Source organism: Rhodococcus sp. LMD (assembly GCF_056108245.1).
Genome location: NZ_CM148557.1, coordinates 1,198,780 through 1,220,414, shown reverse-complemented (window position 1 = coordinate 1,220,414; position 21,635 = coordinate 1,198,780). Strand labels below are relative to the sequence as shown.

General features: G+C 71.5%; 17 protein-coding genes. 6 read left to right on the top strand and 11 right to left on the bottom strand.

Annotated features, from left to right (window positions below; all coding sequences use genetic code 11):
• Position 1: 1 nt before the first annotated feature.
• Together ACWPQI_RS05705 and ACWPQI_RS05700 are read right to left on the bottom strand one after the other, a co-directional pair.
• Positions 2 to 1,939 (bottom strand): vWA domain-containing protein, encoded by a 1,938-nt coding sequence (locus ACWPQI_RS05705; RefSeq protein ID WP_010593029.1) that lies wholly within the window; start codon positions 1,937 to 1,939, stop codon positions 2 to 4.
• A complete protein-coding gene (locus ACWPQI_RS05700; RefSeq protein WP_010593030.1) occupies positions 1,939 to 3,324 on the bottom strand; it encodes a sigma 54-interacting transcriptional regulator in 1,386 nt (461 codons plus the stop codon). Before ACWPQI_RS05700 ends, ACWPQI_RS05705 begins: the two co-directional genes overlap by 1 nt.
• Positions 3,325 to 3,467: 143 nt before the next feature.
• Here ACWPQI_RS05700 and ACWPQI_RS05695 point away from each other — a divergent pair, with 143 nt between their 5' ends.
• The 3 genes from ACWPQI_RS05695 (at position 3,468) to ACWPQI_RS05685 (ending at position 5,574) form a co-directional block, all read left to right on the top strand.
• On the top strand, positions 3,468 to 4,040 hold the full coding sequence (locus ACWPQI_RS05695; RefSeq protein ID WP_010593031.1) for a DUF4126 domain-containing protein: 573 nt from the start codon (positions 3,468 to 3,470) through the stop codon (positions 4,038 to 4,040).
• A 22-nt stretch (positions 4,041 to 4,062) separates the two neighbouring features.
• A complete protein-coding gene (locus ACWPQI_RS05690) occupies positions 4,063 to 5,022 on the top strand; it encodes an alpha/beta hydrolase family protein (RefSeq protein ID WP_048774052.1) in 960 nt (319 codons plus the stop codon).
• Between the two features lie 315 nt (positions 5,023 to 5,337).
• Entirely contained in the window at positions 5,338 to 5,574 is a 237-nt protein-coding gene (locus ACWPQI_RS05685) for a hypothetical protein (RefSeq protein WP_006945013.1), read from the top strand.
• 27 nt (positions 5,575 to 5,601) lie between these two features.
• Here ACWPQI_RS05685 and purH read toward each other — a convergent pair whose 3' ends face one another.
• From purH to ACWPQI_RS05665, 4 genes are all read right to left on the bottom strand, one after another.
• Complete coding sequence (gene purH, locus ACWPQI_RS05680) at positions 5,602 to 7,167, bottom strand: bifunctional phosphoribosylaminoimidazolecarboxamide formyltransferase/IMP cyclohydrolase (protein WP_010593033.1); 1,566 nt, start codon at positions 7,165 to 7,167, stop codon at positions 5,602 to 5,604.
• Positions 7,154 to 7,801, bottom strand: a complete 648-nt coding sequence (gene purN / locus ACWPQI_RS05675) for a phosphoribosylglycinamide formyltransferase (protein ID WP_082335532.1) — start codon at positions 7,799 to 7,801, stop codon at positions 7,154 to 7,156. Before purN ends, purH begins: the two co-directional genes overlap by 14 nt.
• 54 nt (positions 7,802 to 7,855) lie before the next feature.
• Positions 7,856 to 9,616, bottom strand: coding sequence for a cell division protein PerM (locus ACWPQI_RS05670; RefSeq protein ID WP_474738688.1), 1,761 nt, complete (start codon positions 9,614 to 9,616; stop codon positions 7,856 to 7,858).
• 66 nt (positions 9,617 to 9,682) lie between these two features.
• Positions 9,683 to 10,930, bottom strand: a complete 1,248-nt coding sequence (locus ACWPQI_RS05665) for a DUF5336 domain-containing protein (RefSeq protein WP_474738687.1) — start codon at positions 10,928 to 10,930, stop codon at positions 9,683 to 9,685.
• A 107-nt stretch (positions 10,931 to 11,037) separates the two neighbouring features.
• On the opposite strand from ACWPQI_RS05665, the gene ACWPQI_RS05660 reads away from it, so the two are divergent.
• A complete protein-coding gene (locus ACWPQI_RS05660) occupies positions 11,038 to 11,661 on the top strand; it encodes an IMPACT family protein (protein ID WP_017679430.1) in 624 nt (207 codons plus the stop codon).
• 81 nt (positions 11,662 to 11,742) lie between these two features.
• Here ACWPQI_RS05660 and sucD read toward each other — a convergent pair whose 3' ends face one another.
• The 3 genes from sucD to ACWPQI_RS05645 all read right to left on the bottom strand — a co-directional run bounded on the left by sucD (position 11,743) and on the right by ACWPQI_RS05645 (position 15,683).
• The gene (gene sucD / locus ACWPQI_RS05655; RefSeq protein WP_010593038.1) at positions 11,743 to 12,645 is read right to left on the bottom strand and encodes a succinate--CoA ligase subunit alpha; all 903 of its coding nucleotides are present in this window, start codon (positions 12,643 to 12,645) and stop codon (positions 11,743 to 11,745) included.
• A gap of 15 nt (positions 12,646 to 12,660) precedes the next feature.
• On the bottom strand, positions 12,661 to 13,830 hold the full coding sequence (sucC, locus tag ACWPQI_RS05650) for an ADP-forming succinate--CoA ligase subunit beta (RefSeq protein ID WP_010593039.1): 1,170 nt from the start codon (positions 13,828 to 13,830) through the stop codon (positions 12,661 to 12,663).
• Between the two features lie 143 nt (positions 13,831 to 13,973).
• On the bottom strand, positions 13,974 to 15,683 hold the full coding sequence (locus tag ACWPQI_RS05645; protein WP_010593040.1) for a hypothetical protein: 1,710 nt from the start codon (positions 15,681 to 15,683) through the stop codon (positions 13,974 to 13,976).
• 226 nt (positions 15,684 to 15,909) lie between these two features.
• On the opposite strand from ACWPQI_RS05645, the gene ACWPQI_RS05640 reads away from it, so the two are divergent.
• On the top strand, positions 15,910 to 16,953 hold the full coding sequence (locus ACWPQI_RS05640; RefSeq protein WP_010593041.1) for a M23 family metallopeptidase: 1,044 nt from the start codon (positions 15,910 to 15,912) through the stop codon (positions 16,951 to 16,953).
• 64 nt (positions 16,954 to 17,017) lie between these two features.
• Here ACWPQI_RS05640 and pcrA read toward each other — a convergent pair whose 3' ends face one another.
• A complete protein-coding gene (gene pcrA, locus ACWPQI_RS05635; RefSeq protein ID WP_083846930.1) occupies positions 17,018 to 19,456 on the bottom strand; it encodes a DNA helicase PcrA in 2,439 nt (812 codons plus the stop codon).
• A 289-nt stretch (positions 19,457 to 19,745) separates the two neighbouring features.
• On the opposite strand from pcrA, the gene ACWPQI_RS05630 reads away from it, so the two are divergent.
• Positions 19,746 to 20,054 carry a chorismate mutase gene (locus ACWPQI_RS05630; protein WP_003937752.1) on the top strand — a complete coding sequence of 103 codons (309 nt, stop codon included), beginning with the start codon at positions 19,746 to 19,748 and terminating at the stop codon, positions 20,052 to 20,054.
• A 108-nt stretch (positions 20,055 to 20,162) separates the two neighbouring features.
• Here ACWPQI_RS05630 and ACWPQI_RS05625 read toward each other — a convergent pair whose 3' ends face one another.
• The gene (locus ACWPQI_RS05625) at positions 20,163 to 21,614 is read right to left on the bottom strand and encodes an NAD-dependent succinate-semialdehyde dehydrogenase (protein WP_010593043.1); all 1,452 of its coding nucleotides are present in this window, start codon (positions 21,612 to 21,614) and stop codon (positions 20,163 to 20,165) included.
• Between the last annotated feature and the right edge of the window lie 21 nt (positions 21,615 to 21,635).

Sequence of the window (21,635 nt, the reverse complement as noted above, 5' to 3'; positions counted from 1 at the left end):
GTCAGCGGCGGCGCAGCCGCACGTAGTCGCCTACGACGGCGGCCCCGAGGCCGTCGACGTCCGGCGCGACGACCCGGCCACCGACCCGGCGGGCCATCCGGTCGACGATCCGCGCCAGCCCGGGATCGTCGCCGAGCCGGAAGATCGTCACGTGCGCCCCGACGCGGGCGAGATGGTCGAGCTCACGGACCGTCATGCCGAGCGTGCGGGCGCTGGGCGGATAGTCGAACGCCGCGTAGCCGTCCGCCTCGAGATGCGCGGTGGGCTCACCGTCGGTGACCACCAGCACCACCGGCTGGGCATTGGAATGCCGGCGCAGGTGCCGGCCGGCCAGCATGAGCGCGTGGTGCAGGTTCGTGCCCTGCTCGTACACCCCGTCCAGCCCGGCGAGTTCGGAGGCGGTGACGACGCGGGCGTGCCGGCCGAACGCGATCAGCTGCAGCGCGTCGCCGCGGAACCGGGTCGAGACCAGGTGGTTGAGGGCCAGGGCCGTGCGCTTCATCGGCACCCACCGGCCGTCCATCACCATCGAGAACGACGTGTCCACCAGCAGCGCCACCGCCGCCTGGGTGCGCTGCTCGGTCTCGACGACCTCGACGTCGGTGACATCCATCCGCACCGGGATCCGCGCGGGGGCGCGCAGGGTCGCGTTGGTGAGGGTGCGCACCACGTCCCACGGCTCGGTGTCGCCGAACTCCCACGGGCGCGACGCCCCGGTGGGCTCACCGGTGGCCCCCGCCCGGCGGGTCTCGCGCTGCCCGCCCCGGGTGGACAGCTGGTCCATGACGTCGCGCAGCGCGGTCCGGCCGAGTTCGCGCATCGCCTTGGGCGACAGGCGCCAGTGCCCGTCGGCGCCCCGGTCGAAGAACCCCTGCCGCTGCAGTTCCTTCTCGAGCTGGGCGAGCGTGCGCGCATCGGCCGCGGCGTCGTCGCCGAGCTGGCGGGCCAGCGCGTCGAGGTCGATGTCGTCGAGGGAGGCGCCGGCGTACTGCTGGGAGAGCTGCTCGGCGAGTGCGTCGAGTTCGGCGACGTCCTGCAGCGCCCCCGTCGCTTCGCCCAGGCCCATTCCCCGGTCCCCTCGGAACCGCTCCGACCCGGTCCAGTCCTCCCCCGGGCGGGCGGCACGCAGGTGCGAGTCGAGACGGTCGAGCTGCGACATCAGGCTCGGCGAACCGAACGCCTGCTGAGCGAGGGCGTCGAGCTCGTCGCGCTGTTCCTGGCTGAGCGAGTTGCGCAGGCGCTGCGCCGCCGCCGCGCGCTGGGCCAGCGAGTCGAGCAGTTCCTCCACGTTGCCGGGATTCTCCGGGAAGAAGTCGCCGTGTTCGGCCATGAACCGCTCGAAGTCCTCCTGGGTGTCCTCCCCGCGGGAATGCTTGTCCAGCAGATCGTTCAGATCCTCGAGCATGCGGTTCACGCGCTCACGGTCCTCGTCGGTGGCACCTTCGAGGGCCTGCTTCATCCCGGCGAACCGCTGGTCGAGCACCTCGCGGCCCAGCAGGTCACGGATCTTCTCGTAGTCCTCCCGGGCCTGCGGGCTGCGCCAGTCGTAGTCGGCGAGCTCCTGCACGGCCTGCGCGGTGGAGGCGGGCAGTTCCTCGATCCGCATCTCCGCGAACCGGGCGTCGTCGTCGAGTGCGCGTGCGAGGGCCTTGCGTTCCTCGAGGACGGCCCGGTCGAGCAGCTCACGCACCTCGCGCAGCGTGCCGTCGAGGTTCGTCCGGTCCAGCAGCTCCCGCCGACGCCGATTCGCCTGCGCCGCAAGGCGGTCCAGCCCGCGCATCGAGCCGTGACCGCGGCGCAGCAGTTCCCGCAGCGCACGTCGCGGCGAACTGCCGGCCAGCACGTCCTCGCCGATCGCGGCGAGGGCCTCACGCAGATCCACCGGCGGGGCGAGGGGGTCGCCGCCGTCGTAGGGCCCGTACCGCGCGCCCCGGCTCATCAGGAGTACACCGCGGCGCCGTCGTCGTCGGCGTGCTTGGCGATCCGCCGCGCGAGGTAGAGGCCCTCGAGCGCGAGTTCGGCGGCGGCAGCCCGCGTTCCGATGTCCTCCGCGCCGAGCCGCTCGGCGACGACGTCGAGGACGGGCAGGTCGGGCAGTTCGTCCAGCAGCGCCTTGGCGGTGATCCGTTCCCCGGTCACCACCGGCTGTCCCTGCTCGACGGCGGTGACGAGCGGGCCGAGGTTCACCCCGGCGAGCCGGGTGCGGGCGGCGTCCGCGGTGGCCCGCCTCAGGAGGTGATCGAGGACCTCGAATTCCCTTCCCTCCTCGCCGGATTCGAACTCGACCTTGCCCCGCAGCACCTCCACGACGGTGCCGAGGTCGACGGGACGTGCGACGGGGTCGGCCTCGCCGAGCACGGCGCCGCGACGCATCGCCGCGGCGGCGACGGTCTCGGCGCCGGCGACGGCGAAGCGCGCCGACACACCGGAACGCTGGTCCACCGAGGTGGATTCACGCAGCAGGCGGGTGAAGCGGGCGAGGATCTCGAGCAGGAAGTCCGGGACCCGGGCCTGCAGCTGCGCCTCCTGCTCGATGACGGCAATCTCGTCGTCGAGCTGCGTCGGGTAGTGGGTGCGGATCTCGGCGCCGAACCGGTCCTTGAGCGGGGTGATGATCCGGCCGCGGTTGGTGTAGTCCTCCGGATTGGCGCTGGCGACGAGCAGGACGTCGAGCGGGAGCCGCAGCGTGTACCCGCGCACCTGGATGTCGCGTTCCTCCATGACGTTGAGCAGCGAGACCTGGATGCGCTCGGCGAGGTCTGGCAGCTCGTTGACTGCGACGATGCCGCGGTGGGCGCGCGGCACGAGACCGAAGTGGATGGTCTCGGGGTCGCCGAGGCTGCGGCCCTCGGCGACCTTGACGGGGTCGACGTCGCCGACCAGGTCGGCGACGGAGGTGTCGGGGGTGGCGAGTTTCTCGGCGTAGCGTTCGCTGCGGTGCCGCCAGGCGACGGGCAGGTCGTCGCCGAGTTCGGCGGCGCGGCGGATCGAGGCGGGGGTGATCGGGTCGTAGGGGTGCTCGCCGAGTTCGGAACCGGCGATCACCGGTGTCCACTCGTCGAGCAGCAGCGGCAGGGTGCGCAGCAACCGGGTCTTGCCCTGCCCGCGTTCACCGAGCAGCACCACGTCGTGGCCCGCGAGCAGCGCACGTTCGAGTTGCGGAACGACGGTGTCGTCGAATCCGACGATGCCCGGCCACGGGTCGAGGCCGTCGCGCAGGGCGGCGAGCAGGTTCTGCCGGATCTCGTCCTTGACGGAGCGGTGCTCGTGTCCCGAGGCACGCAGCTCTCCGACGGTGGACGGCCTGAGTGTGGGTGACGTCACCCCTCCCAAGGTACGAGCGTTCGGTGATTTCGGCACCTGCAGCCGCGGCGGTGCCCCACCCGGAACCGGCGCCGTACCGGCAGCTCTTCCCGGATCGGGCCGTGCCGGAGCGCGCTGTCGGCACCGATCCCTAGACTCCCGCCATGGACACCTGGCTCCTCGCGGCACTGCTGGGCATCGGGCTGGCCGCCGCCACCGGCCTGCGCACCTTTCTCCCGCTGCTGATGCTCGGCACCGCAGTGCACTTCGGCCTGTTCGGAATCGCGCTCAACGAGTCGATGCAGTGGGTCGGGTCGACGGGCGCGCTCGTCGCCCTGGCGATCGCCACCGTCGTCGAGGTCGGCGCCGACCTCGTCCCCTTCGTCGACAACGTCCTCTCGGCCGTCGCGACCGTCGTGCGGCCCGTCGCGGGCGCGCTGGCCGCCTGGGCGGCGTTCGCCGATCTCGACCCGGCGATGGCCGCTCTCGCCGGCATCGTCGTCGGCGCCCCGACCGCGATGGCGGTGAGCACTGTGCAGACCGGCACCCGCGCGGCGAGCACGGTCACCACCGCGGGACTCGGCAACCCGGCGCTGTCGCTGCTCGACGACCTGCTGTCGTTCGTCACGTCGCTGATCGCGCTCGTCGTCCCGCTGCTCGTCGTGCCCCTGCTCGCGGGCTTCGTGTGGGCCGTCCACCGCGGGTATCGACGGCTGAGCCGCCTGCGGACGGTCTGACCGGTTCTGATAGACACGACGCATGGCGGACACCGACATCTCCTTCTCCAGCGGCGACGTGACCCTGCACGGCAGCCTGCGCGTGCCCGCCGCGAGCGACGGAAACGTCCCCGCCGTGCTGCTGCTCGCCGGCAGCGGTCCCACCGATCGCAACGGCGACAGTGCGCTGCTGCCCGGCCCGATCGGCACGCTGCGCCACCTCGCCGACGTGCTCGAGCGCAACGGCTTCGCGAGCCTGCGCTACGACAAGCTCGGCAGCGGTGTGACCGGCCTCGGCCCGTACGACGTCGCCGACGTCGCCGACCTCGGGTTCTCCACGTTCATCGACGCCGCCACGGACGGCCTCCGGTTCCTCGCCGCGCAGCCGGGCATCGACGCCGAGCGGCTCTACGTGGTCGGGCACAGCGAGGGCGCCCTCATCGCCCTCACCCTCGCCGACGCCGGTGCCCCGGTCGCAGGCATCGCGCTGCTCGAGCCCTTGGCCGTGCGGTTGCTGGACCTGCTCACCGCCCAGATCGACGCCCAGCTCGACGCGGTCGTCGACGCCGGTCAGCTCCCGATCCAGGTCGCCGACGAACTGCGCCTGGCCCTCGCCGGCGCCGTGGAATCGCTGCGCGCCGACGGCACCCTCAGCGACACCCTGCCCGAGCCGCTGCGCAACGCCGGTCTGGTCTCGGCCAACGCCAAGGCCCTCGCCGAGGAGGACGCGCTCGATCCGCGGATGCTCGCGGCTCAGCTCGAGGGCGGGCTGCCGGTGCTGACCAGCGTCTCGGCGAAGGACATCCAGGTGCGGGTCGAGGACGTCGACGCCCTCGACTCGGCGCTCGTGCACACGAACCTGACGTCCCTGCGCCTGTACCGGTCCAACCACGTGCTCAAGGACATCGGCGACCAGCAGTCCACCGGTGCCGACTACATCGCCGATCTGCCCTTCTCCGACGAGTTCACCCGCGGTTTCGAGGCGTGGCTCGCCAAGCTCTGACCCCTCGCCCGAGACGGGCGGAACACAAGAGATGTCAGATTCGCTTTACTCGGGTATGGTGTCCGGTTAACCCGTAGGAACACACGAGAAAGGTACGGTCCGATGCGAGACGACAAGGTCATCGCGGCGAAGTCGATGCGCGTTGCCGTACCCAGCTGGTGCCGACACACCTACGCGTACTTCCACTTCGCCAAGTGGCGACCCCGGGAATGAGTCGACGACTCGATCGATTCCTTCTCGGGCACCCGGGCACATCGCCTCGGGTGCCCTTTCTTTTCCCCGCATACCGATCTTGTCCAGTAAGAGGAGAACACGATGAAACTGCGACTCGGCGCCACCGGCGCCGTCCCCAAGGACCTGCCCGACGATCTCACCGGTCACGCGATCACGATCGACCTGAGCCACGTCGGCACCGAACAGGCTGCGGCCGCTGCGGACCTCATCCGCGAACTGCTCGACCGCGGTGCCGCCCGGCTGGTCATCTCCGACGCCCGCGACGCCGCGCCGCGGACGGTGACCCGCCCGGCGACCGGGCACCCGCACGCGGCCTGACCGGCGCGTGCGGGCGGCCGGCGTCGCTCAGTGCGCGAAGTGGCGTGCGCCGGTGAGGTACAGGGTCACGCCGGCCTCGCGAGCGGCCTCGATGACCTCGTTGTCGCGCACCGAACCGCCCGGCTGCACGACGGCCCGGACACCGGCCTCGGTGAGCACCTGCAGGCCGTCCGCGAACGGGAAGAACGCGTCGGATGCGGCGACGGATCCGACGACCCGGTCCCCGGCGCGGGAGACCGCGAGCCGGGCGGAGTCCACACGATTGACCTGCCCCATGCCGACACCGACGGTGGCGCCGCCCGCGGCGAGCAGGATCGCGTTGGACTTCACGGCCCGGCAGGCACGCCACGCGAACTCGAGATCCGCGAGGGTCTCGGCGTCGGCGGCCTCGCCGCAGGCCAGCTCCCAGTTCGCGGCCGAATCGCCCGGCGCGGTGAGGGTGTCGCGCTCCTGCAGCAGCATTCCGCCGGAGATCTGCCGCAGTTCGATCTGCGCCGCCTGCGGCGAGTCGGCCCGCAGAATGCGGATGTTCTTCTTGCGGCTGAGCACCTCGACCGCGCCGTCCGCGTAGCCGGGGGCGATGATCACCTCGGTGAAGATCTCGGCGACCTGCTCGGCCATCGCCACGCTCACTTCACGGTTGACGGCGATCACGCCGCCGAACGCACTCACCGGATCGCACTCGTGTGCCTTGCGGTGCGCCTCGGCGACGGACTCCGCGACCGCGATCCCACACGGGTTGGCGTGCTTGATGATCGCGACGCACGGCCGGTCGTGGTCGTGTGCGGCGCGCCAGGCCGCGTCGGCGTCCTGATAGTTGTTGTACGACATCTCCTTGCCGTGGAACTGCTCGGCCCGCGCCAGACCCGGCTCGCCCGCCTCGTTCACGTACAGCGCCGCCGCCTGGTGCGGGTTCTCGCCGTAGCGCAGCACGGCCGCGCGCTCCCACGTCGCACCGGCCCACGCCGGGAACTGCTCGGCGGTGTCGGACTCCCCGGCGGCGTAGCCGGCGTTCATCCAGCTCGCCACCGCCACGTCGTAGGCGGCGGTGTGCTGGAATGCCTGGGCGGCAAGGGCTTTGCGCTGAGACAGGGTGAAACCGCCGCCCTTGACGGCGTCGAGCACGTCGTCGTAGCGGGCCGGGTCGACGACCACCGCGACCGACGGGTGGTTCTTCGCGGCGGCACGCACCATGGACGGGCCGCCGATGTCGATCTGCTCGACGCACTCGTCGGCGGTGGCGCCGGAGGCGACGGTCTGCGTGAACGGGTACAGGTTCACCACGACCAGTTCGAACGCCTCGACACCGAGTTCGGCGAGCTGATCGAGATGATCCTGCTTGCGCGTGTCGGCGAGGATGCCGGCGTGCACCCGCGGGTGCAGCGTCTTGACCCGGCCCTCGAGACATTCGGGGAATCCGGTGAGGTCCTCCACCTTGGTGACGGGGATTCCGGCGCCGGCGATGGTGGCCGCCGTGGACCCGGTGGAGACCAGCGCGACACCCGCCTCGTGCAGGCCCGTCGCCAGTTCGACCAAACCGGTCTTGTCGTAGACGCTGACGAGTGCGCGTCGCACAGCCTTACGTTCGGTCACTGGGGATCACGGCCTTTCGTCCATCGGATACAACTCCACGGGTGGCGACGGCGGCGACCACGTCGGCCAGCAGTCGTCGCTCCACAACCTTGATGCGTTCGTGCAGGGTGGCCTCGTCGTCGTCGTCGAGGACCGGCACGGGTTCCTGCGCCAGGATGGGACCGGTGTCGACACCCGCGTCGACCAGGTGCACGGTCGAGCCGGTGACCTTCACCCCGTAGGCGAGGGCGTCCGGCACGGCGTGTGCGCCGGGGAACGCGGGCAGCAGCGCCGGATGGGTGTTGACGATGCGGCCCCCGAACCGGTCCAGGAAGACCGGCCCCAGGATCTTCATGAAACCGGCCGAGACCACCAGGTCCGGCTCGTGCGCAGCGACGGCGTCGGTCAGGGCGCGGTCCCACGCGGCCCGGTCCGGGTGCTCGCGCAGAGCGACACGGACATGGGGAATACCGGCGGCCTCCGCATGCCCCTCGGCGGCACACTCGCGGTCCACTCCGACGGCGACGATCCGGGCGGGATATCCGTCCGTGTGCGTCGCGTCGATCAGCGACCGCAGCAGGCTGCCGGTGCCCGAAGCGAGGACGACGACCCGTGCCGGCGCAGTGGGCGGCAGCTGGTCACGCGAGGCAGTCAGCGCTCTACTCCTGGAACTCGAGAGGGGGCGGCCGGAGGCTCGGCCGGGTAGAGCCTAGCCCTTGGGGGGTGTGGCACCCTCCGGCAGGTCGCCGTTGGGCTCCGGTGGCGCGCCGGCATCCCGGTCCCTCTCGACGGGCCGGGCCGGCTCGTCGGCCGCGTCCTCGATCGTCGCGTCGACGACGTCCGTACGTTCGGCCACAGGGTCCTCGGTGTCCGGGTCCTCGGTGTCCGGGTCCTCGGTGTCCGGGTCCTCGGTGTCCGGGTCCTTGGTGTCCGGGTCCTTGGTGTCCGGGTCCTCGGTGTCCGGGTCCTCGGTGTCCGGGTCCTCGGTGTCCGGGTCCGCGGCGACGGCCGCATCGTCGGCGGCCGAGGGGTCGTCCTCGACGATCTCGGCGTCGAGCACGGCGGCGACCGGTGCCGCCTCGAGCGCCCGGACGTCGTCGACGAGCGGGGCGGCGACGTCCTCCTCGGCCGGCTCGTCGTCGGGGCCCTCGGCCGCCTCGTCGCCGGGCTCCTCGTCGGCGAGCTGCTCTCCGGCGACCTCGTCATCGGTGAGCTTCTCCTCGGCGGCCGACTGCCGGGCGGCTTCCACCGCAGCCAGGCGGTGCTCGCGCCACAGCAGCAGCTGCGAGGTGACGAGGCCGAGCAGTCCCGTCCACGCGAACACCAGCACCCCGGCCAGCCACCAGTTTCCGCCGACCACACCGAAGACCCCCAGCGGGCCACCGGCAGCCCACGTGGCCAGCGCGGTCGTCGCACCGGCGAGCGCCGCCGCAGCAACCACCGTGAGGGCGGCGTCGGTGGACGACACGCGTTCCCCTCGGGCGCGTGCCTCGAGGTGGCACCGGGCGACGTACCGCCCGAGCAGCGCGCCCACCGTCGCGGGGACGGCGAGCAGCACGGGCCAGAACGGCGCGGCCGGTCCCGGTGGGATCACGGCAAGCACCGGCAGGGCAGGCAGGTCCCCGCCGGTCGCCTCGAACAGGCTCACGCGCACGTCGCCGAACTGCACCGTGCTGCCGGTCACCACGGCGGCGGCCCCGATCAGCACGTTGGGCAGGTACAGCACCGACAACACCGTCAGTCCGAGGGCGCCGACCGCTCCCCCGCCGCGGCCGATAAGGTCACCGACCACGGTCCACGACCACAGCAGCGCGAGCACGGTCACCGCCCCGCCCGCGGCGAACATCCCCAGCACCGTCCGGGCCGCGGGACGCACGGCGGCGACCAGCCAGTTCGGCACGCCGTAGCGGGACGCCAGCGGCCGCCACGTCCGGGAACCGATGCCGAGCCCGGCCCCGATCAGGTACAGCGCGGTCACCCACGCCAGCGCGGACGCGGGATTGGGGGTGACGACAGGCAGGACACTTGCCGCATCCTGGATCACGATCAGTGCCGCCACCGTGATCACCGTCGGACCGGCGAGGGTGGCCGCCGCGATGCGGGAGGCGTTGCGGCGATCGAGCGGACGGCCACCGAGGGCGACGACCCCGTCGGTGGCCGACCGTGCGGCCCGAGCGGTCAGCCACACCAGCACCGCTGTCGGCAGCAACGGCAGCACCCCCAGCGGTACCCCGTCGATCGTCAATGTCACCTGGTGCAGGGCCAGCCAGCTGCCCGCGATGGCCGCGTAGATGCCGGTCAGGTCGCTGCTCGCGGCCACCATCGTGGTCACCACCAGCGTGGCGATCAACGCGAGGGTCACCGCCGGCACCTTGGCCGCCGTGCCGAGCAGGATCCGCAACTGCTCCGGTTCGACCGGGGTGCCTTCCGGGGTCGTGTGCCGGTCGGACCGGCCTAGCGTCGAGGTCATCGTGTCGAGAGTGTCACCCGGCGACGATCGGGACGGTCAGGCGCGCCGCAGCATGTGCGGGAGCCCTCACCGCGGTTCGTCGCCGGGACGGAATGCCTGCGTCGGCGCCGGATCCGACGTCCGCTCGGTGTCCCCCTCCGAGGAACGGCCGGTGGCCTCCCGCTCGGAGTCTGCGTCCCGGGGGGCGAGCACCGTCGGCTCGTCGACGTCGCCGCCGGCAGACTCGCCCGTCCGACCGGCGGGACCCGGAGTCCCCGCACCGTACGGCGCCTGCGCGCCCGTCGGGGTGTAGGCCTGCTGTCCGGGGTGCTGGCCCTCGGAGTGCTGCCGGTCGACGCGCAGCGGCTGGCTCAGGTGTTCGGTCTGGGCGCCGGCGTCCGGGCTGGGGTAGTGCTCGCGCGGCTGCGCCCCCGAGTACTGGGTGCCGGGGTACTGGCCCCCGGCGTACTGGCCGGAGGGGTACTGGCCGGACGGGTACTGGCCCGACGGGTACTGACCGGACGGGTACTGACCCGAGGGGTACTGCGCCTGCTGGTAGCCGGGGTACTGCGCCGAGGTCCCGGACGGGTAGGCCGAGGTCCCGGAGGGGTAGGCCGAGGATCCGGAAGGGTACCCGGAGCCCGGCGTTCCGTATCCGCTCGCCGTCGCGCCGGGAGCGTAACCCTGCCCCCCACCGGCACCCTGCGCACCGTAGCCCTGCGCACCGTAGCCCTGCGCACCGTAGCCCTGCGCTCCGGCACCCTGCGCTCCGTAACCCTGCCCGCCGTAACCCTGGCCGCCGCCCTGGCCGCCGAACGACTGCGCGGGCGAACGACGCTGGCCGGGCACCAAAATCCCGATCCCGAAGAGCAGCGCCATGAGCGCGAGCGCGGTCTGCAGGAAACCGAGGACGAGGATCGACACCCCACCCCAGGAGATGCCGGTGTCGTCCGGGAGGTGGAAGAGCTGGAACAGCGACACCACGAAGCCGACCGCGGAGGCCGCCACCGCGACGGAGCGCAGGTCCTGACCCGGCAGCAGCGACAGCGCAGCGGCCGCGCCGCCGAAGAGCAGGAAGGCCAGCGGGACGACCGCGAACCCGAAGTCGAACGACGACAGCGCGACCTGGGTGCCGAAGGAGATGCGCACGTACGGCGCCAGGCCGAGCAGGAAGTTCAGCACCGCCAGCACCGCGACGGCGATCGGCAGGAGCAGCGGCACCACCTTGTCGGAGACGCCGCGGGCGGCGGACCCGGGTCCTGCCCCGGTCGACGACCCCGAGGGGCCTGCCGGGTTGTCGGACCGGCCCGTTCCCGAGCCTGCTGGGTAGGTCATCGCTCCTCCTGATGTCGTCGGCTGCTCTGCGACCAGCCTAGGCACGATCACCGTGGGCGGCAGGAGTCCCGCGAATCCGGCGAATCCCCACCGGCGAGAATGTGCCCATGCCCAGCACCCTCGAGCCCGGACCGGACGTCGTCGCCGAGACGGAGATCAAGCACTCCCGCTTCCTCGCCGTGCTGCGCCGCGTCGACTCGGACACCGCCGCGCTCGCCTTCGTCGAAGAACAGCGGCGGCTGTATCCCGATGCGCGGCATCATTGCTGGGCCTTCGTGGTGGGCGACGAGCCGGCGCACCGGGCGGAGCGGTCGAGCGACGACGGGGAGCCGGGTGGCACGGCCGGGGTGCCGATGCTGCAGGTGCTGCACCACCGCGACCTGGTGAACGTCGCGGTGGTGGTCACCCGATGGTTCGGGGGCATCAAGCTCGGCGCGGGCGGACTGGTCCGAGCGTATTCGGGTGCGGTGGCGGTTGCGGTCGACGCGGCGACGCTGGTGCCGCGGGAGCGGCGGGAGGTGTTCACGCTGGCGGTGGGGCACGGTGATGCCGGACGCGTGGAGTCGGAACTACGGGGCCGCGGAGTGAGCGTGCTCGACGTGTCCTACACGGAGCGTGTCGTCTTCACCGTCGCGGCGCGGGATGCGACCGACCTACAGAGCGTGGTGGCGTCGGTGACGGCCGGTGCGGGGGAACTCGTGCCCGTCGGCACCGAATGGGTCGACGGGTAGGCAGCGGAGCCGCCGGTGTGTCCTTTGGGCTGCCTGGACCGCCCAAAGGACACACCGGCGGCGAAGCCGCTCCGCTCTGTTCTAGAGCGACTGCAGGATCTCGCGCGCGAGAGCGGCGGTCTCGGACGGCGTCTTGCCGACCTTCACGCCGGCCGCCTCGAGGGCGTCCTTCTTGGCCTGCGCGGTGCCCGAGGAGCCGGAGACGATGGCGCCGGCGTGGCCCATGGTCTTGCCCTCGGGAGCGGTGAACCCGGCGACGTAGCCGACGACCGGCTTGGTCACGTTCGCCTTGATGTAGTCGGCCGCGCGCTCCTCGGCGTCGCCGCCGATCTCGCCGATCATGACGATGAGCTTGGTCTCGGGATCCTTCTCGAACGCCTCGATGGCGTCGATGTGGGTGGTGCCGATGACCGGGTCGCCGCCGATGCCGATGGCGGTCGAGAAGCCGAAGTCACGCAGCTCGAACATCATCTGGTAGGTCAGCGTGCCGGACTTCGACACCAGGCCGACCGGGCCCTTGCCGGAGATGTTGGCCGGGGTGATGCCGACCAGCGACTCGCCGGGGGTGATGATGCCGGGGCAGTTGGGGCCGATGATCCGGGTCTTGCTGCCCTTCTCGACGTTGTAGGCCCACGCGTACGCGGTGTCCTGCACCGGGATGCCCTCGGTGATGACCACGAGCAGCGGGATCTCCGCGTCGATGGCCTCGATGATGGCGTCCTTGGCGAACTTGGGGGGAACGAACGCGATCGAGACGTCCGCGCCGGTCTCCTTCATCGCCTCGGCGACGGTGCCGAAGACGGGCAGCTCGACGGCGGAACCGTCGGCCGCGGTGTGGGACACCGTGGTGCCGGCCTTACGGGCGTTGACGCCGCCGACGACCTGGGTCCCGGCCTTGAGCATCAGGGCGGTGTGCTTGGTGCCCTCGCCGCCGGTGATGCCCTGGACGATGACCTTCGAGTCCTTGTTGAGGAAGATAGACATGTTCTCCGTGTGTCCTTACTTCGCGGCGTACGCCAGCTCGGCGGCCTTGTCAGCGGCCTCGTCCATGGTTCCGACCAGCGTGACCAGCGGGTGGTTGGCGTCGGCCAGGATCTTGCGGCCGGCCTCGACATTGTTGCCGTCCAGACGGACGACCAGCGGCTTGTTGGCCTCGTCGCCGAGGATCTCGAGCGCCTTGACGATGCCGTTGGCGACGGCGTCGCACGCGGTGATGCCACCGAACACGTTGACGAACACGCTCTGGACCTGGGAGTCGTTCAGGATCACGTCCAGGCCGGCGGCCATGACCTCGGCCGAGGCGCCACCGCCGATGTCGAGGAAGTTGGCGGGCTTGACGCCGCCGTGCTTCTCACCGGCGTACGCGACGACGTCGAGGGTCGACATGACCAGACCCGCGCCGTTGCCGATGATGCCGACCTGACCGTCGAGCTTGACGTAGTTCAGGTCGTGCTCCTTGGCCTTGGCCTCGAGCGGATCGGTGGAGTCCTTGTCCTCGAGCTCGGCGTGCTCGGGGTGACGGAAGCCCGCGTTCTCGTCGATGGTGACCTTGCCGTCCAGGGCGAGGATCTGATCGTCGGGGGTACGCACGAGGGGGTTGACCTCGACCAGGGTGGCGTCCTCGGCGACGAAGACCTCCCACAGCTTCTGGATGGTCACGGCCGCGGCGTCGAGCACCTCGGCGGGCAGGTGGCCCTGCTCGGCGATGCTGCGCGCGAACGCGAGGTCGACACCCTTGACGGCGTCCACGGACACCTTGGCGAGACGCTCGGGCTTGGTTGCCGCGACCTCTTCGATCTCCATGCCGCCCTCGACCGAGCACATGGCCAGGTAGGTGCGGTTGGCACGGTCGAGCAGGAAGGAGATGTAGTACTCCTCCGCGATGTCGCTGGCCTCGGCGACCAGCAGCTTCTTGACGATGTGACCCTTGATGTCGAGGCCGAGGATGTTCTCGGCGTGGGTCTTCGCATCCTCGGGGGTGGCGGCGTACTTCACGCCGCCGGCCTTGCCACGACCACCGGTCTTGACCTGGGCCTTGACCATCACAGGCTTACCGATTTCCTCGGCGATAGCCTTGGCATCGTCGGCCGTGTCGGTCACACGACCCAGCGACGTCGGCACACCATGCTTGGCGAAGAGTTCCTTCGCCTGGTATTCGAAGAGATCCATCTGCTCACCGTCTCGTCTGCGTTGACGCCCGCTCGAGGGGTATGAGCGGGTCCGTTCGGACTGTAACTAGTCGGAAGTCCCACCAAACGCCCGCACTCCTGGTATGTGTCGCATGTCACCGGAGTGGGGCCCCGAGGGGTACCTCACGGATTTTCCTCCCGGATTGTGAGCCACGCCGCAGCCAGGAGGAGCACCACCCCCAGGATTGCAGGCAGCGTGAGGACTCCGTTCACCGGCTCCTGCTCCGGGGTCCGTACGAGCACCCACGAGGCCGCGTACAGGGCCACCGAGGCCGCCGCACCGAGCAACAGCACACTGCCGCGGGCCGGCCGCGCACGCGCTGCGACCAGCACCGCGGCGACCACCGCGACGGCGAGCACCGCCCGCCCCCACACGTCGTACCCCCAGGGGTAGCTCAGCACCGAGCCGGCGCCGGGCTGCAACGGCAGCAGCACCCCGGCACCGGCAGTGAGCGCCGCCGCCGCGCCCACCGTGCGCGCGACGGGCCCGGCGATCCGTTCGACGGAGGTGTCGATGCCGTCGCGTTCCGCACCTCCCGCGAGGACGACGAACACGCCCGTCACCGCCGCCCCCAGGATGGCGGCCCCGGCCAGCCAGGTGCCCGGCCCGGCGCCGACACCGGGCAGGCCCGCGGCGAGCACCCAGGACTGCAGCACCGCCCCGGCGGCGGTGACCACCCCGGCGGCCGGCACCACGACGGCGGGTCGCAGCGGAGCAGCGAACTCGGAGAGCAGCAGCCACACGCTCAGTGCCAGCACGAGCAGACCCGCGGCGAACAGCATGCGGGCGGCAGGCAGTTCGGGCGCCGCACCGGCGGGCACCGACAGCGCCGGCAGCAGCGAACCCACTGTCGCGACGGCGCCGGTGACGAGCCCCGCGACACCCGCCTGCCGATGCCGCGCCGCGGGAGCGGACGGCAGCACCCTGGGCACCGGCCCGGCGGCGTGATCGGACCGTGCGACGAGCCGGGGCAGCGCGGCCGCGGCCGCGACGAGCAGGACGGCAGCGAGCACGCCGACGGCGGCCGCGGACGACGGCGTCAGCCGCGCACCGCTCAGTCCCGCCGCCAGCCGGGGCCCCAGGATGCCCAGCGCACCGAGCCCCGCACCGGCCAACGCCCCGGCTGCGGCGGCCGACGACGAGGTCACCAGCGCCCACGTCGCCGCCAGCAGCACCGCGACCGCCGCCACCAGGGCGCCGATCGCCGCAGCCGGCGTGGCGTCGAGGACGCCGGAACCGAGCAGGACCGGGTCGTTCGACACGAAGGGCGGGGCGAGCAGCGCACCGGCCGCGGCAAGTGCAGCTCCCGCCACACCGGCCGCCGCCGGAGCCCCGGTGCGGGCAACCGCGGGCCGGTCCTCGCCGGGGAGGTGGGCGTCGGGCTCGGCTTCCAGTTGCCGGACCGCGACGGCTCCGAGGGCCCCGGCGAGGACCGAGGCGAGATGACCGGCGAGGACGACGCCCGCGCCGGGACCTGCCGCGAGTCCCGCGGCGGTGACGGGCCGGAACAGCTCGAGGCGGTCCGCGTCGAGGGCGTCGGTGAACAGCGCGACGTCGAGCAGGGCCGCGCCGAGTGCGACGAACCCCGCTCCAGCGAGAAGCGCGGCGGCCCGGACGGCGGGGAGGGGGCCGCGCCGGCGGGCAAGACTCACCGCACCGGCGGGAACCGCGAGCGCGACGACGGCAGCGACGAGGGACGCGGCGCCCGAGGCGGCGCCGACCGGTCCCGTGTCGGCACGGACCACGGGCAGGAGCGGCGCGACCGCCACCGCGGTGGCTCCGAGCGCGGCCAGGACGAGCGCAGCGAGAAGTACGGGCGGGCGGCTCGGCACGATCCGACGCTACGACGGCCTTCCGGTACATCCCGGCGTGACACACCGTAAGTCTTCGGTATCGCCCCGTAACCAGGGAAATGTTTCCAGATTTGCCCAGCTCAAACTGTGATGCCGGTCACAAGGTCCGATTTCCTGCCCGTTTAGGTTGCCACGCTTGCGATCGTTTCGTTACCGTCGCTTCGGTCCGAGTAACGGTCAGGTCACGAACGGAGGACGGCAGTCGATGCACACTTGCACTCCCCGCGCCGACAGCCGTCCCGACAGCGAGTTCGACGATATCGACTTCGCAGGGGCGACCGACCGCCTCTACCCGGGCCACTGGCAGCCGCACGAGCACTACTTCGACGAGGGCCCTGCGGACGATCCGGACGTCTCGAGCATTGTGAATTTCCGTAACACCAGCACCACCGAGCAGTACGAATTCTACGGCGACGAGCCGGCCCGCCCGCTCACCGCCCCCGCAGTGTCCGACGGTGATCCGGCCGCCCCGCCTCGTCGCGGCGGCGCCCACCGCGTTCCCACTCCGCCCGCCGCCCTCAAGGGCCGTGCCGCGGTCCTCGCGGTCGCCGCCGGCGCCGTCGTCGCCGCGGGTCAGGCCGCCACCAGCGGCCCCGCTCAGAACTCCGAGCATTCCGAGGTCGCCCTCGCCGCCGACACCACCGGCTCGAACGTCATCACCGCCACCGCGGTGCCGCAGGCCGCCCAGTTCGCCGCGGAGACCGAGTCCGAGAGCGCGACTCCCTCCCAGGCCCCTCAGGTCCTCAACATCGCGGACCCGAACGACCTGTCCCAGTTCTCCAATCTGCTCGCCAAGGGCCAGCGCTTCAGCGAGGAGCGCGCCGCCCGCGAGGCCGCCGCCCGTCGCCCCCTGTTCGTCCTGCCGGCCGCGGGCGTCTTCACCTCCAGCTACGGCGCCCGCTGGGGAACCCTGCACGCCGGTGTGGACATCGCCGGTCCCATCGGAACCCCGATCCTCGCGGTCGCCGACGGCACCGTCATCGACTCCGGTCCGGCGTCCGGGTTCGGCATGTGGGTGCGTCTGCGCCACGCCGACGGCACCGTCACCGTCTACGGTCACATCGACCAGTCCTTCGTGACCGTCGGTCAGCAGGTCATGGCGGGTGACCAGATCGCCACCATGGGCAACCGTGGCCAGTCCACCGGCCCGCACCTGCACTTCGAGGTCCACCTCAACGGCATCGACAAGATCGATCCGCTGCCCTGGCTCGCGACTCGCGGCATCTCCCTCGGCATCCGGAACGACTGACCGCCGACCGCATTCGCGATACGGGCCCCGCACCGGCTGGTGCGGGGCCCGTATCGCGTCCGGCTCAGAGTTTGACCATCGGCACGCCGCCGACGAGCATCAACCGCACCTTCCCGGCGCTGCCGAAGTCGACGACCACCGTCGCGGTCGGCCCGGAGCCGCGGGTTTCGAGGACCGTGCCGAGGCCGTACTTGTCGTGGCTGACCCGATCGCCGACGGCGAGCACGAGATGGTTGTTGCGCGAACGCCCGGAACTCGGCATCGACGGCCGGTCGCCGCCGAACCGGGAAGTCCCGCCCCCGAAGCCGGAACCGATTCCGCCGTAACCGCTCCGGCCCCGCCCGGCACCGATGGCGTGCCCACCGGCGACCCCCGGATCCTCCCGGCGCCATTCCACGAGTTCCTGCGGGATCTCCTGGAGGAAACGCGATTCCGGATTGGTCACGGGCTGCCCCCAGGCCGAGCGCAGCACCGCGCGGCTCAGATACAGGCGGTGCCGCGCACGGGTGAGGCCGACATAGGCCAGGCGCCGTTCCTCCGAGAGTTCGGCAGGGTCGCCGAGAGCGCGCATGTGCGGGAACTGCCCGTCCTCCCACCCGGTGACGAACACCACCGGGAATTCGAGCCCCTTGGCGGTGTGCAGCGTCATCAGGGTGACGACCCCGTCGCCCTCCTCGGGGATCTGATCGGCGTCGGCCACCAGCGACACCCGCTCGAGGAACGCCGCCAGGGAACCGGGCTCGGGCTCCCCCTCCGGCACCTCGCGTTCGTCCTCGAGACCTGCGGCGTTACGCGCGTCCGAACTGAATTCTCTTGCGACGCTGACCAACTCGTTGAGGTTGTCGAGCCTCGTGCCGTCCTGCGGGTCGTCGCTGGCCTCGAGCTCGGCGCGATACCCGGTGCGATCGAGCACCGCTTCGACGATGTCGCCGATGTCGACGAGGTCGTTGCCGTCGGCGTCGGTCTCGGTGAGCATCGCCCGTAGTTCGTCCATGAGGTCGACGAACGCGGCGACGGCCTTCTGCGAGCGGGAATTCAGCAGCGGCACGGTTCCCTCGGCGGCATCGCGCAGGGCCCGGCCGAACCCGACGCCCGTGCGTTCGGCGTGCACCGCCACGCAGGCCTCGGCGCGGTCGCCGATGCCGCGACGGGGGGTGTTGAGGATCCGGCGCAGGCTGACCGTGTCGTCCGGGTTGGCCAGTACCCGCAGGTACGCGACGAGGTCCCGCACCTCCTTGCGCTCGTAGAAGCGCACGCCGCCGACCACCCGGTAGGGCACGCCGTGCCGGATGAACACGTCCTCGAGGGCGCGCGAGGAGTTGTTGGTGCGGTAGAAGACGGCGATGTCGGCGAATTTCGCGTCCCCGGCGTCGACGAGCCGGTCGATCTCCGCGGCGACGAACTGCGCCTCGTCGTGCTCGTTGTCGGCGACGTACCCGGTGATCGGCTCCCCCGCACCGGAGTCAGTCCACAGCCGTTTCTCCCGACGCCCGGTGTTGCGGGCGATCACCGCGTTCGCCGCGGAGAGGATGGTCTGGGTGGAACGGTAGTTCTGCTCGAGCAGGATCGTGCGAGCCTCGGGATAGTCGCGTTCGAACTCCTCGATGTTGCGGATCGTCGCGCCGCGGAACGCGTAGATGGACTGGTCGGCGTCGCCGACGACACACAGTTCCGCCGGCGCGACCGCGTCGTCCGACACGGTGTCGTCCGCCCCGCCGACGAGCGTGCGCACGAGCACGTACTGCGCGTGGTTGGTGTCCTGGTACTCGTCGACGAGAACGTGGCGGAACCGTCGGCGGTAGTACTCCGCCACCGGCGGATGCGCCTGCAACAGCGCCACCGTCTCCCCGATCAGGTCGTCGAAGTCGAAGGCGTTGGCCGCACGCAGCCGCTGCTGGTAGTGGGCGTAGACCGTCGCGACGATCCGCGGCAGGTCCGCCGCCTCGCGATCCGCGGCGGCCGCGGCCTCCTCGGGACCGATCAGCTCGTTCTTGAGATTGGAGATGTGCGTAGCCAGCAGCCGCGCGGAGTACCGCTTGACGTCGAGGTCGAGATCCTTGGCGATCATGGTGAGCAGCCGCCGGGAGTCGTCGGCGTCGTAGATGGTGAAGTTCGAGTTCATCCCCGACAGCAGCGCCGACTGCGCGCGCAGGATCCGCACGCAGCTCGAGTGGAACGTCGACACCCACATGCTGTTCGCCCGCGGGCCGACCAGGTGGGCGACGCGCTCGCGCATCTCGGCGGCCGCCTTGTTGGTGAACGTGATGGCCAGGATCTGGCCCGGCGTCACCCTCCGCTCCCCCAGCAGGTACGCGATGCGCCGCGTCAGCACCGCCGTCTTCCCCGAGCCGGCGCCCGCGACGATGAGCAGCGGAGAACCCGTGTGGGTCACCGCCTCCCGCTGCTGTGGGTTGAGGCCCTCGAGCAGAGCGTCGGAGGTCGTCGCTCGCACCCCCGGGTTCGGGGCGGGGACGGGACGGCCGGAGGCAACGGGAGTGTTCATCGTGGTACCAAACTACCGGCGATCGCCGACAGCCGTGCCGGCCGGGCGGGGGCGATTCGACAGGTATGCCTTACTTGGCCGGTTCGGGGACGGGTGGCAAACTGAACGTCATGTCATGTGCTCCACGTCGCCGCTACCGGCGACACTGCCATCGGTGTGAGAGCCGATGACCGAGGCCTGACCGCACCCCGAGGCTTCGGCTGCCGCGCCACCGAAGCCCGAGCCGACGGCCGGACCGGTAACGCCCGCAGAATCCGAAGCGATCCCAGAGCTGACGCGAGGAGACGACATGAGCACCAACACCGAGGCCACCGGTTCCGGAGCCAGCGCATCCGATGCTGCCCTGCCCACCACCGAGGCGGAGATCGACGAGCTCCGCAAGGAGATCGATCGGCTCGACGCCGAGATCCTGGCGGCGGTCAAGCGCCGCACCGAGGTCTCGCGCATCATCGGCCAGACCCGGATGGCATCCGGCGGCACCCGCCTGGTCCACAGCCGGGAGATGAAGGTCCTCGAGCGCTTCAGCGAGCTGGGCCAGGAGGGTCACACGCTGGCCATGCTGCTGCTGCGACTCGGCCGCGGCCGCCTGGGTCACTGAGGCCGCGGCCGCCTGGACCCACCGAGGCTGCGGCCGGGGTCACCGAGGCACCCCGGCCCCGGTACGCCCCCGAGCACGCGACGGTCGGGGGCGTAGCCGTCGCGCAGGTCACTGCAGCGCGATGTACTTCGTCTCGAGGTACTCCTCGATGCCTTCGCTGCCGCCCTCGCGGCCCAGCCCGGAGGCCTTGACGCCGCCGAAGGGCGCCGCGACGTCGGAGATCACGCCCCGGTTGACGCCCACCATGCCGGATTCGAGGGCCTCGGACACCCGCAGCGCCCGGTCCAGGTTCTGCGTGTAGATGTACGCGGCCAGTCCGTATTCGGTGGCGTTGGCCGCGTCGATCGCCTCCTGCTCGGTGTCGAATCCGGTCACGGCGGCGACGGGACCGAACACCTCCTCGCGCAGGATCCGGGCGTCGGCCGTCACTCCGTCGAGCACGGTCGCGGGGTAGAACCACCCCCGACCGTCGGGGACGTCCCCGCCGAGCCGCACGCTCGCACCGGCCGCGACCGCGTCCTGCACCAGCGTGCCGACGGTCTCCCGCTGGCCCGCGTTGATCAGCGGACCGAGCGTGGTGCCGGGGTCGGTACCCGGCCCGAGCCGGTACTGCGCCATGCGCTCGGTGAGCTTCTTCACGAACTCCTCCCGCACCGGGTTGGCGACGTGGAAGCGGTTCGCGGCCGTGCACGCCTCGCCCCCGTTGCGCAGCTTGGCGGCCAGTGCTCCCTCCACCGCGGCGTCGAGGTCGGCGTCGTCGAACACCAGGAACGGCGCGTTGCCACCCAGTTCCATCGACGTGCGCAGCATCGCCTTCCCGGCCCGTTCGGACAGGGTCCGGCCCACCTCGGTGGAACCGGTGAAGGTCAGCTTGCGCAGGCGGGGATCGTCGATCAGCGGGCCGGTGACCGCGCCGGCACGCGAGGTCGGCAGCACCGACAGCACCCCCTTCGGAAGCCCGGCCTCGGCGAACAGCTGGGCGAGCAGCAGCATCGTCAGGGGGGTCTCCGACGCGGGCTTCATCAGGATCGTGCAGCCCGCGGCGAGGGCGGGACCGATCTTGCGGGTGCCCATCGCGAGCGGGAAGTTCCACGGCGTGATCGCCAGGCACGGTCCCACCGCTTGCTTGGTCACCAGGATCCGTCCGTTGCCGGCGGGTGCGTGCGTGTAGCGCCCCGAGATCCGCACCGCCTCCTCGGCGAACCAGCGGAAGAACTCGGCCCCGTACTTGGCCTCGGCCCGGCTCTCCGGCAGGGCCTTGCCCATTTCGAGAGTCATCAGGAGCGCGAAGTCCTCGGCCCGTTCGGTGATCCTCGCGAACACCGAACGCAGCAGTTCACCCCGCTCGCGCGGCGCGGTCGCCGCCCACTCGTGCTGGGCGGCCACCGCGGCGTCGAGGGCGCGGACGGCGTCGGCGGGGCTCGCGTCGGCGACGTCGGTGAGGATGTCGCCGGTGGCGGGATCGTGGACGGTGAAGGTGGCGCCGTTCTCGGCGGCCACCCATTCCCCGCCGAGGAACAGTTCTGTCGGTACGGTCCGGATCAGTTCGTCGGTGTCCATGTCCCACATCATGCGCTCCGG

What these genes read in the sequence shown, in the direction of transcription:
- ACWPQI_RS05695 (WP_010593031.1), top strand. Translation starts at nt 3,468, where the DNA reads ATGGACACCTGGCTCCTCGCGGCACTGCTGGGCATCGGGCTGGCCGCC.
- ACWPQI_RS05625 (WP_010593043.1), bottom strand. Translation starts at nt 21,614, where the DNA reads ATGGACACCGACGAACTGATCCGGACCGTACCGACAGAACTGTTCCTC.
- ACWPQI_RS05640 (WP_010593041.1), top strand. Translation starts at nt 15,910, where the DNA reads ATGCACACTTGCACTCCCCGCGCCGACAGCCGTCCCGACAGCGAGTTC.
- ACWPQI_RS05685 (WP_006945013.1), top strand. Translation starts at nt 5,338, where the DNA reads ATGAAACTGCGACTCGGCGCCACCGGCGCCGTCCCCAAGGACCTGCCC.
- ACWPQI_RS05665 (WP_474738687.1), bottom strand. Translation starts at nt 10,930, where the DNA reads ATGACCTACCCAGCAGGCTCGGGAACGGGCCGGTCCGACAACCCGGCA.
- ACWPQI_RS05630 (WP_003937752.1), top strand. Translation starts at nt 19,746, where the DNA reads ATGAGCACCAACACCGAGGCCACCGGTTCCGGAGCCAGCGCATCCGAT.
- ACWPQI_RS05690 (WP_048774052.1), top strand. Translation starts at nt 4,063, where the DNA reads ATGGCGGACACCGACATCTCCTTCTCCAGCGGCGACGTGACCCTGCAC.
- ACWPQI_RS05670 (WP_474738688.1), bottom strand. Translation starts at nt 9,616, where the DNA reads ATGACCTCGACGCTAGGCCGGTCCGACCGGCACACGACCCCGGAAGGC.
- ACWPQI_RS05660 (WP_017679430.1), top strand. Translation starts at nt 11,038, where the DNA reads ATGCCCAGCACCCTCGAGCCCGGACCGGACGTCGTCGCCGAGACGGAG.
- sucC (WP_010593039.1), bottom strand. Translation starts at nt 13,830, where the DNA reads ATGGATCTCTTCGAATACCAGGCGAAGGAACTCTTCGCCAAGCATGGT.
- sucD (WP_010593038.1), bottom strand. Translation starts at nt 12,645, where the DNA reads ATGTCTATCTTCCTCAACAAGGACTCGAAGGTCATCGTCCAGGGCATC.
- pcrA (WP_083846930.1), bottom strand. Translation starts at nt 19,456, where the DNA reads ATGAACACTCCCGTTGCCTCCGGCCGTCCCGTCCCCGCCCCGAACCCG.
- ACWPQI_RS05705 (WP_010593029.1), bottom strand. Translation starts at nt 1,939, where the DNA reads ATGAGCCGGGGCGCGCGGTACGGGCCCTACGACGGCGGCGACCCCCTC.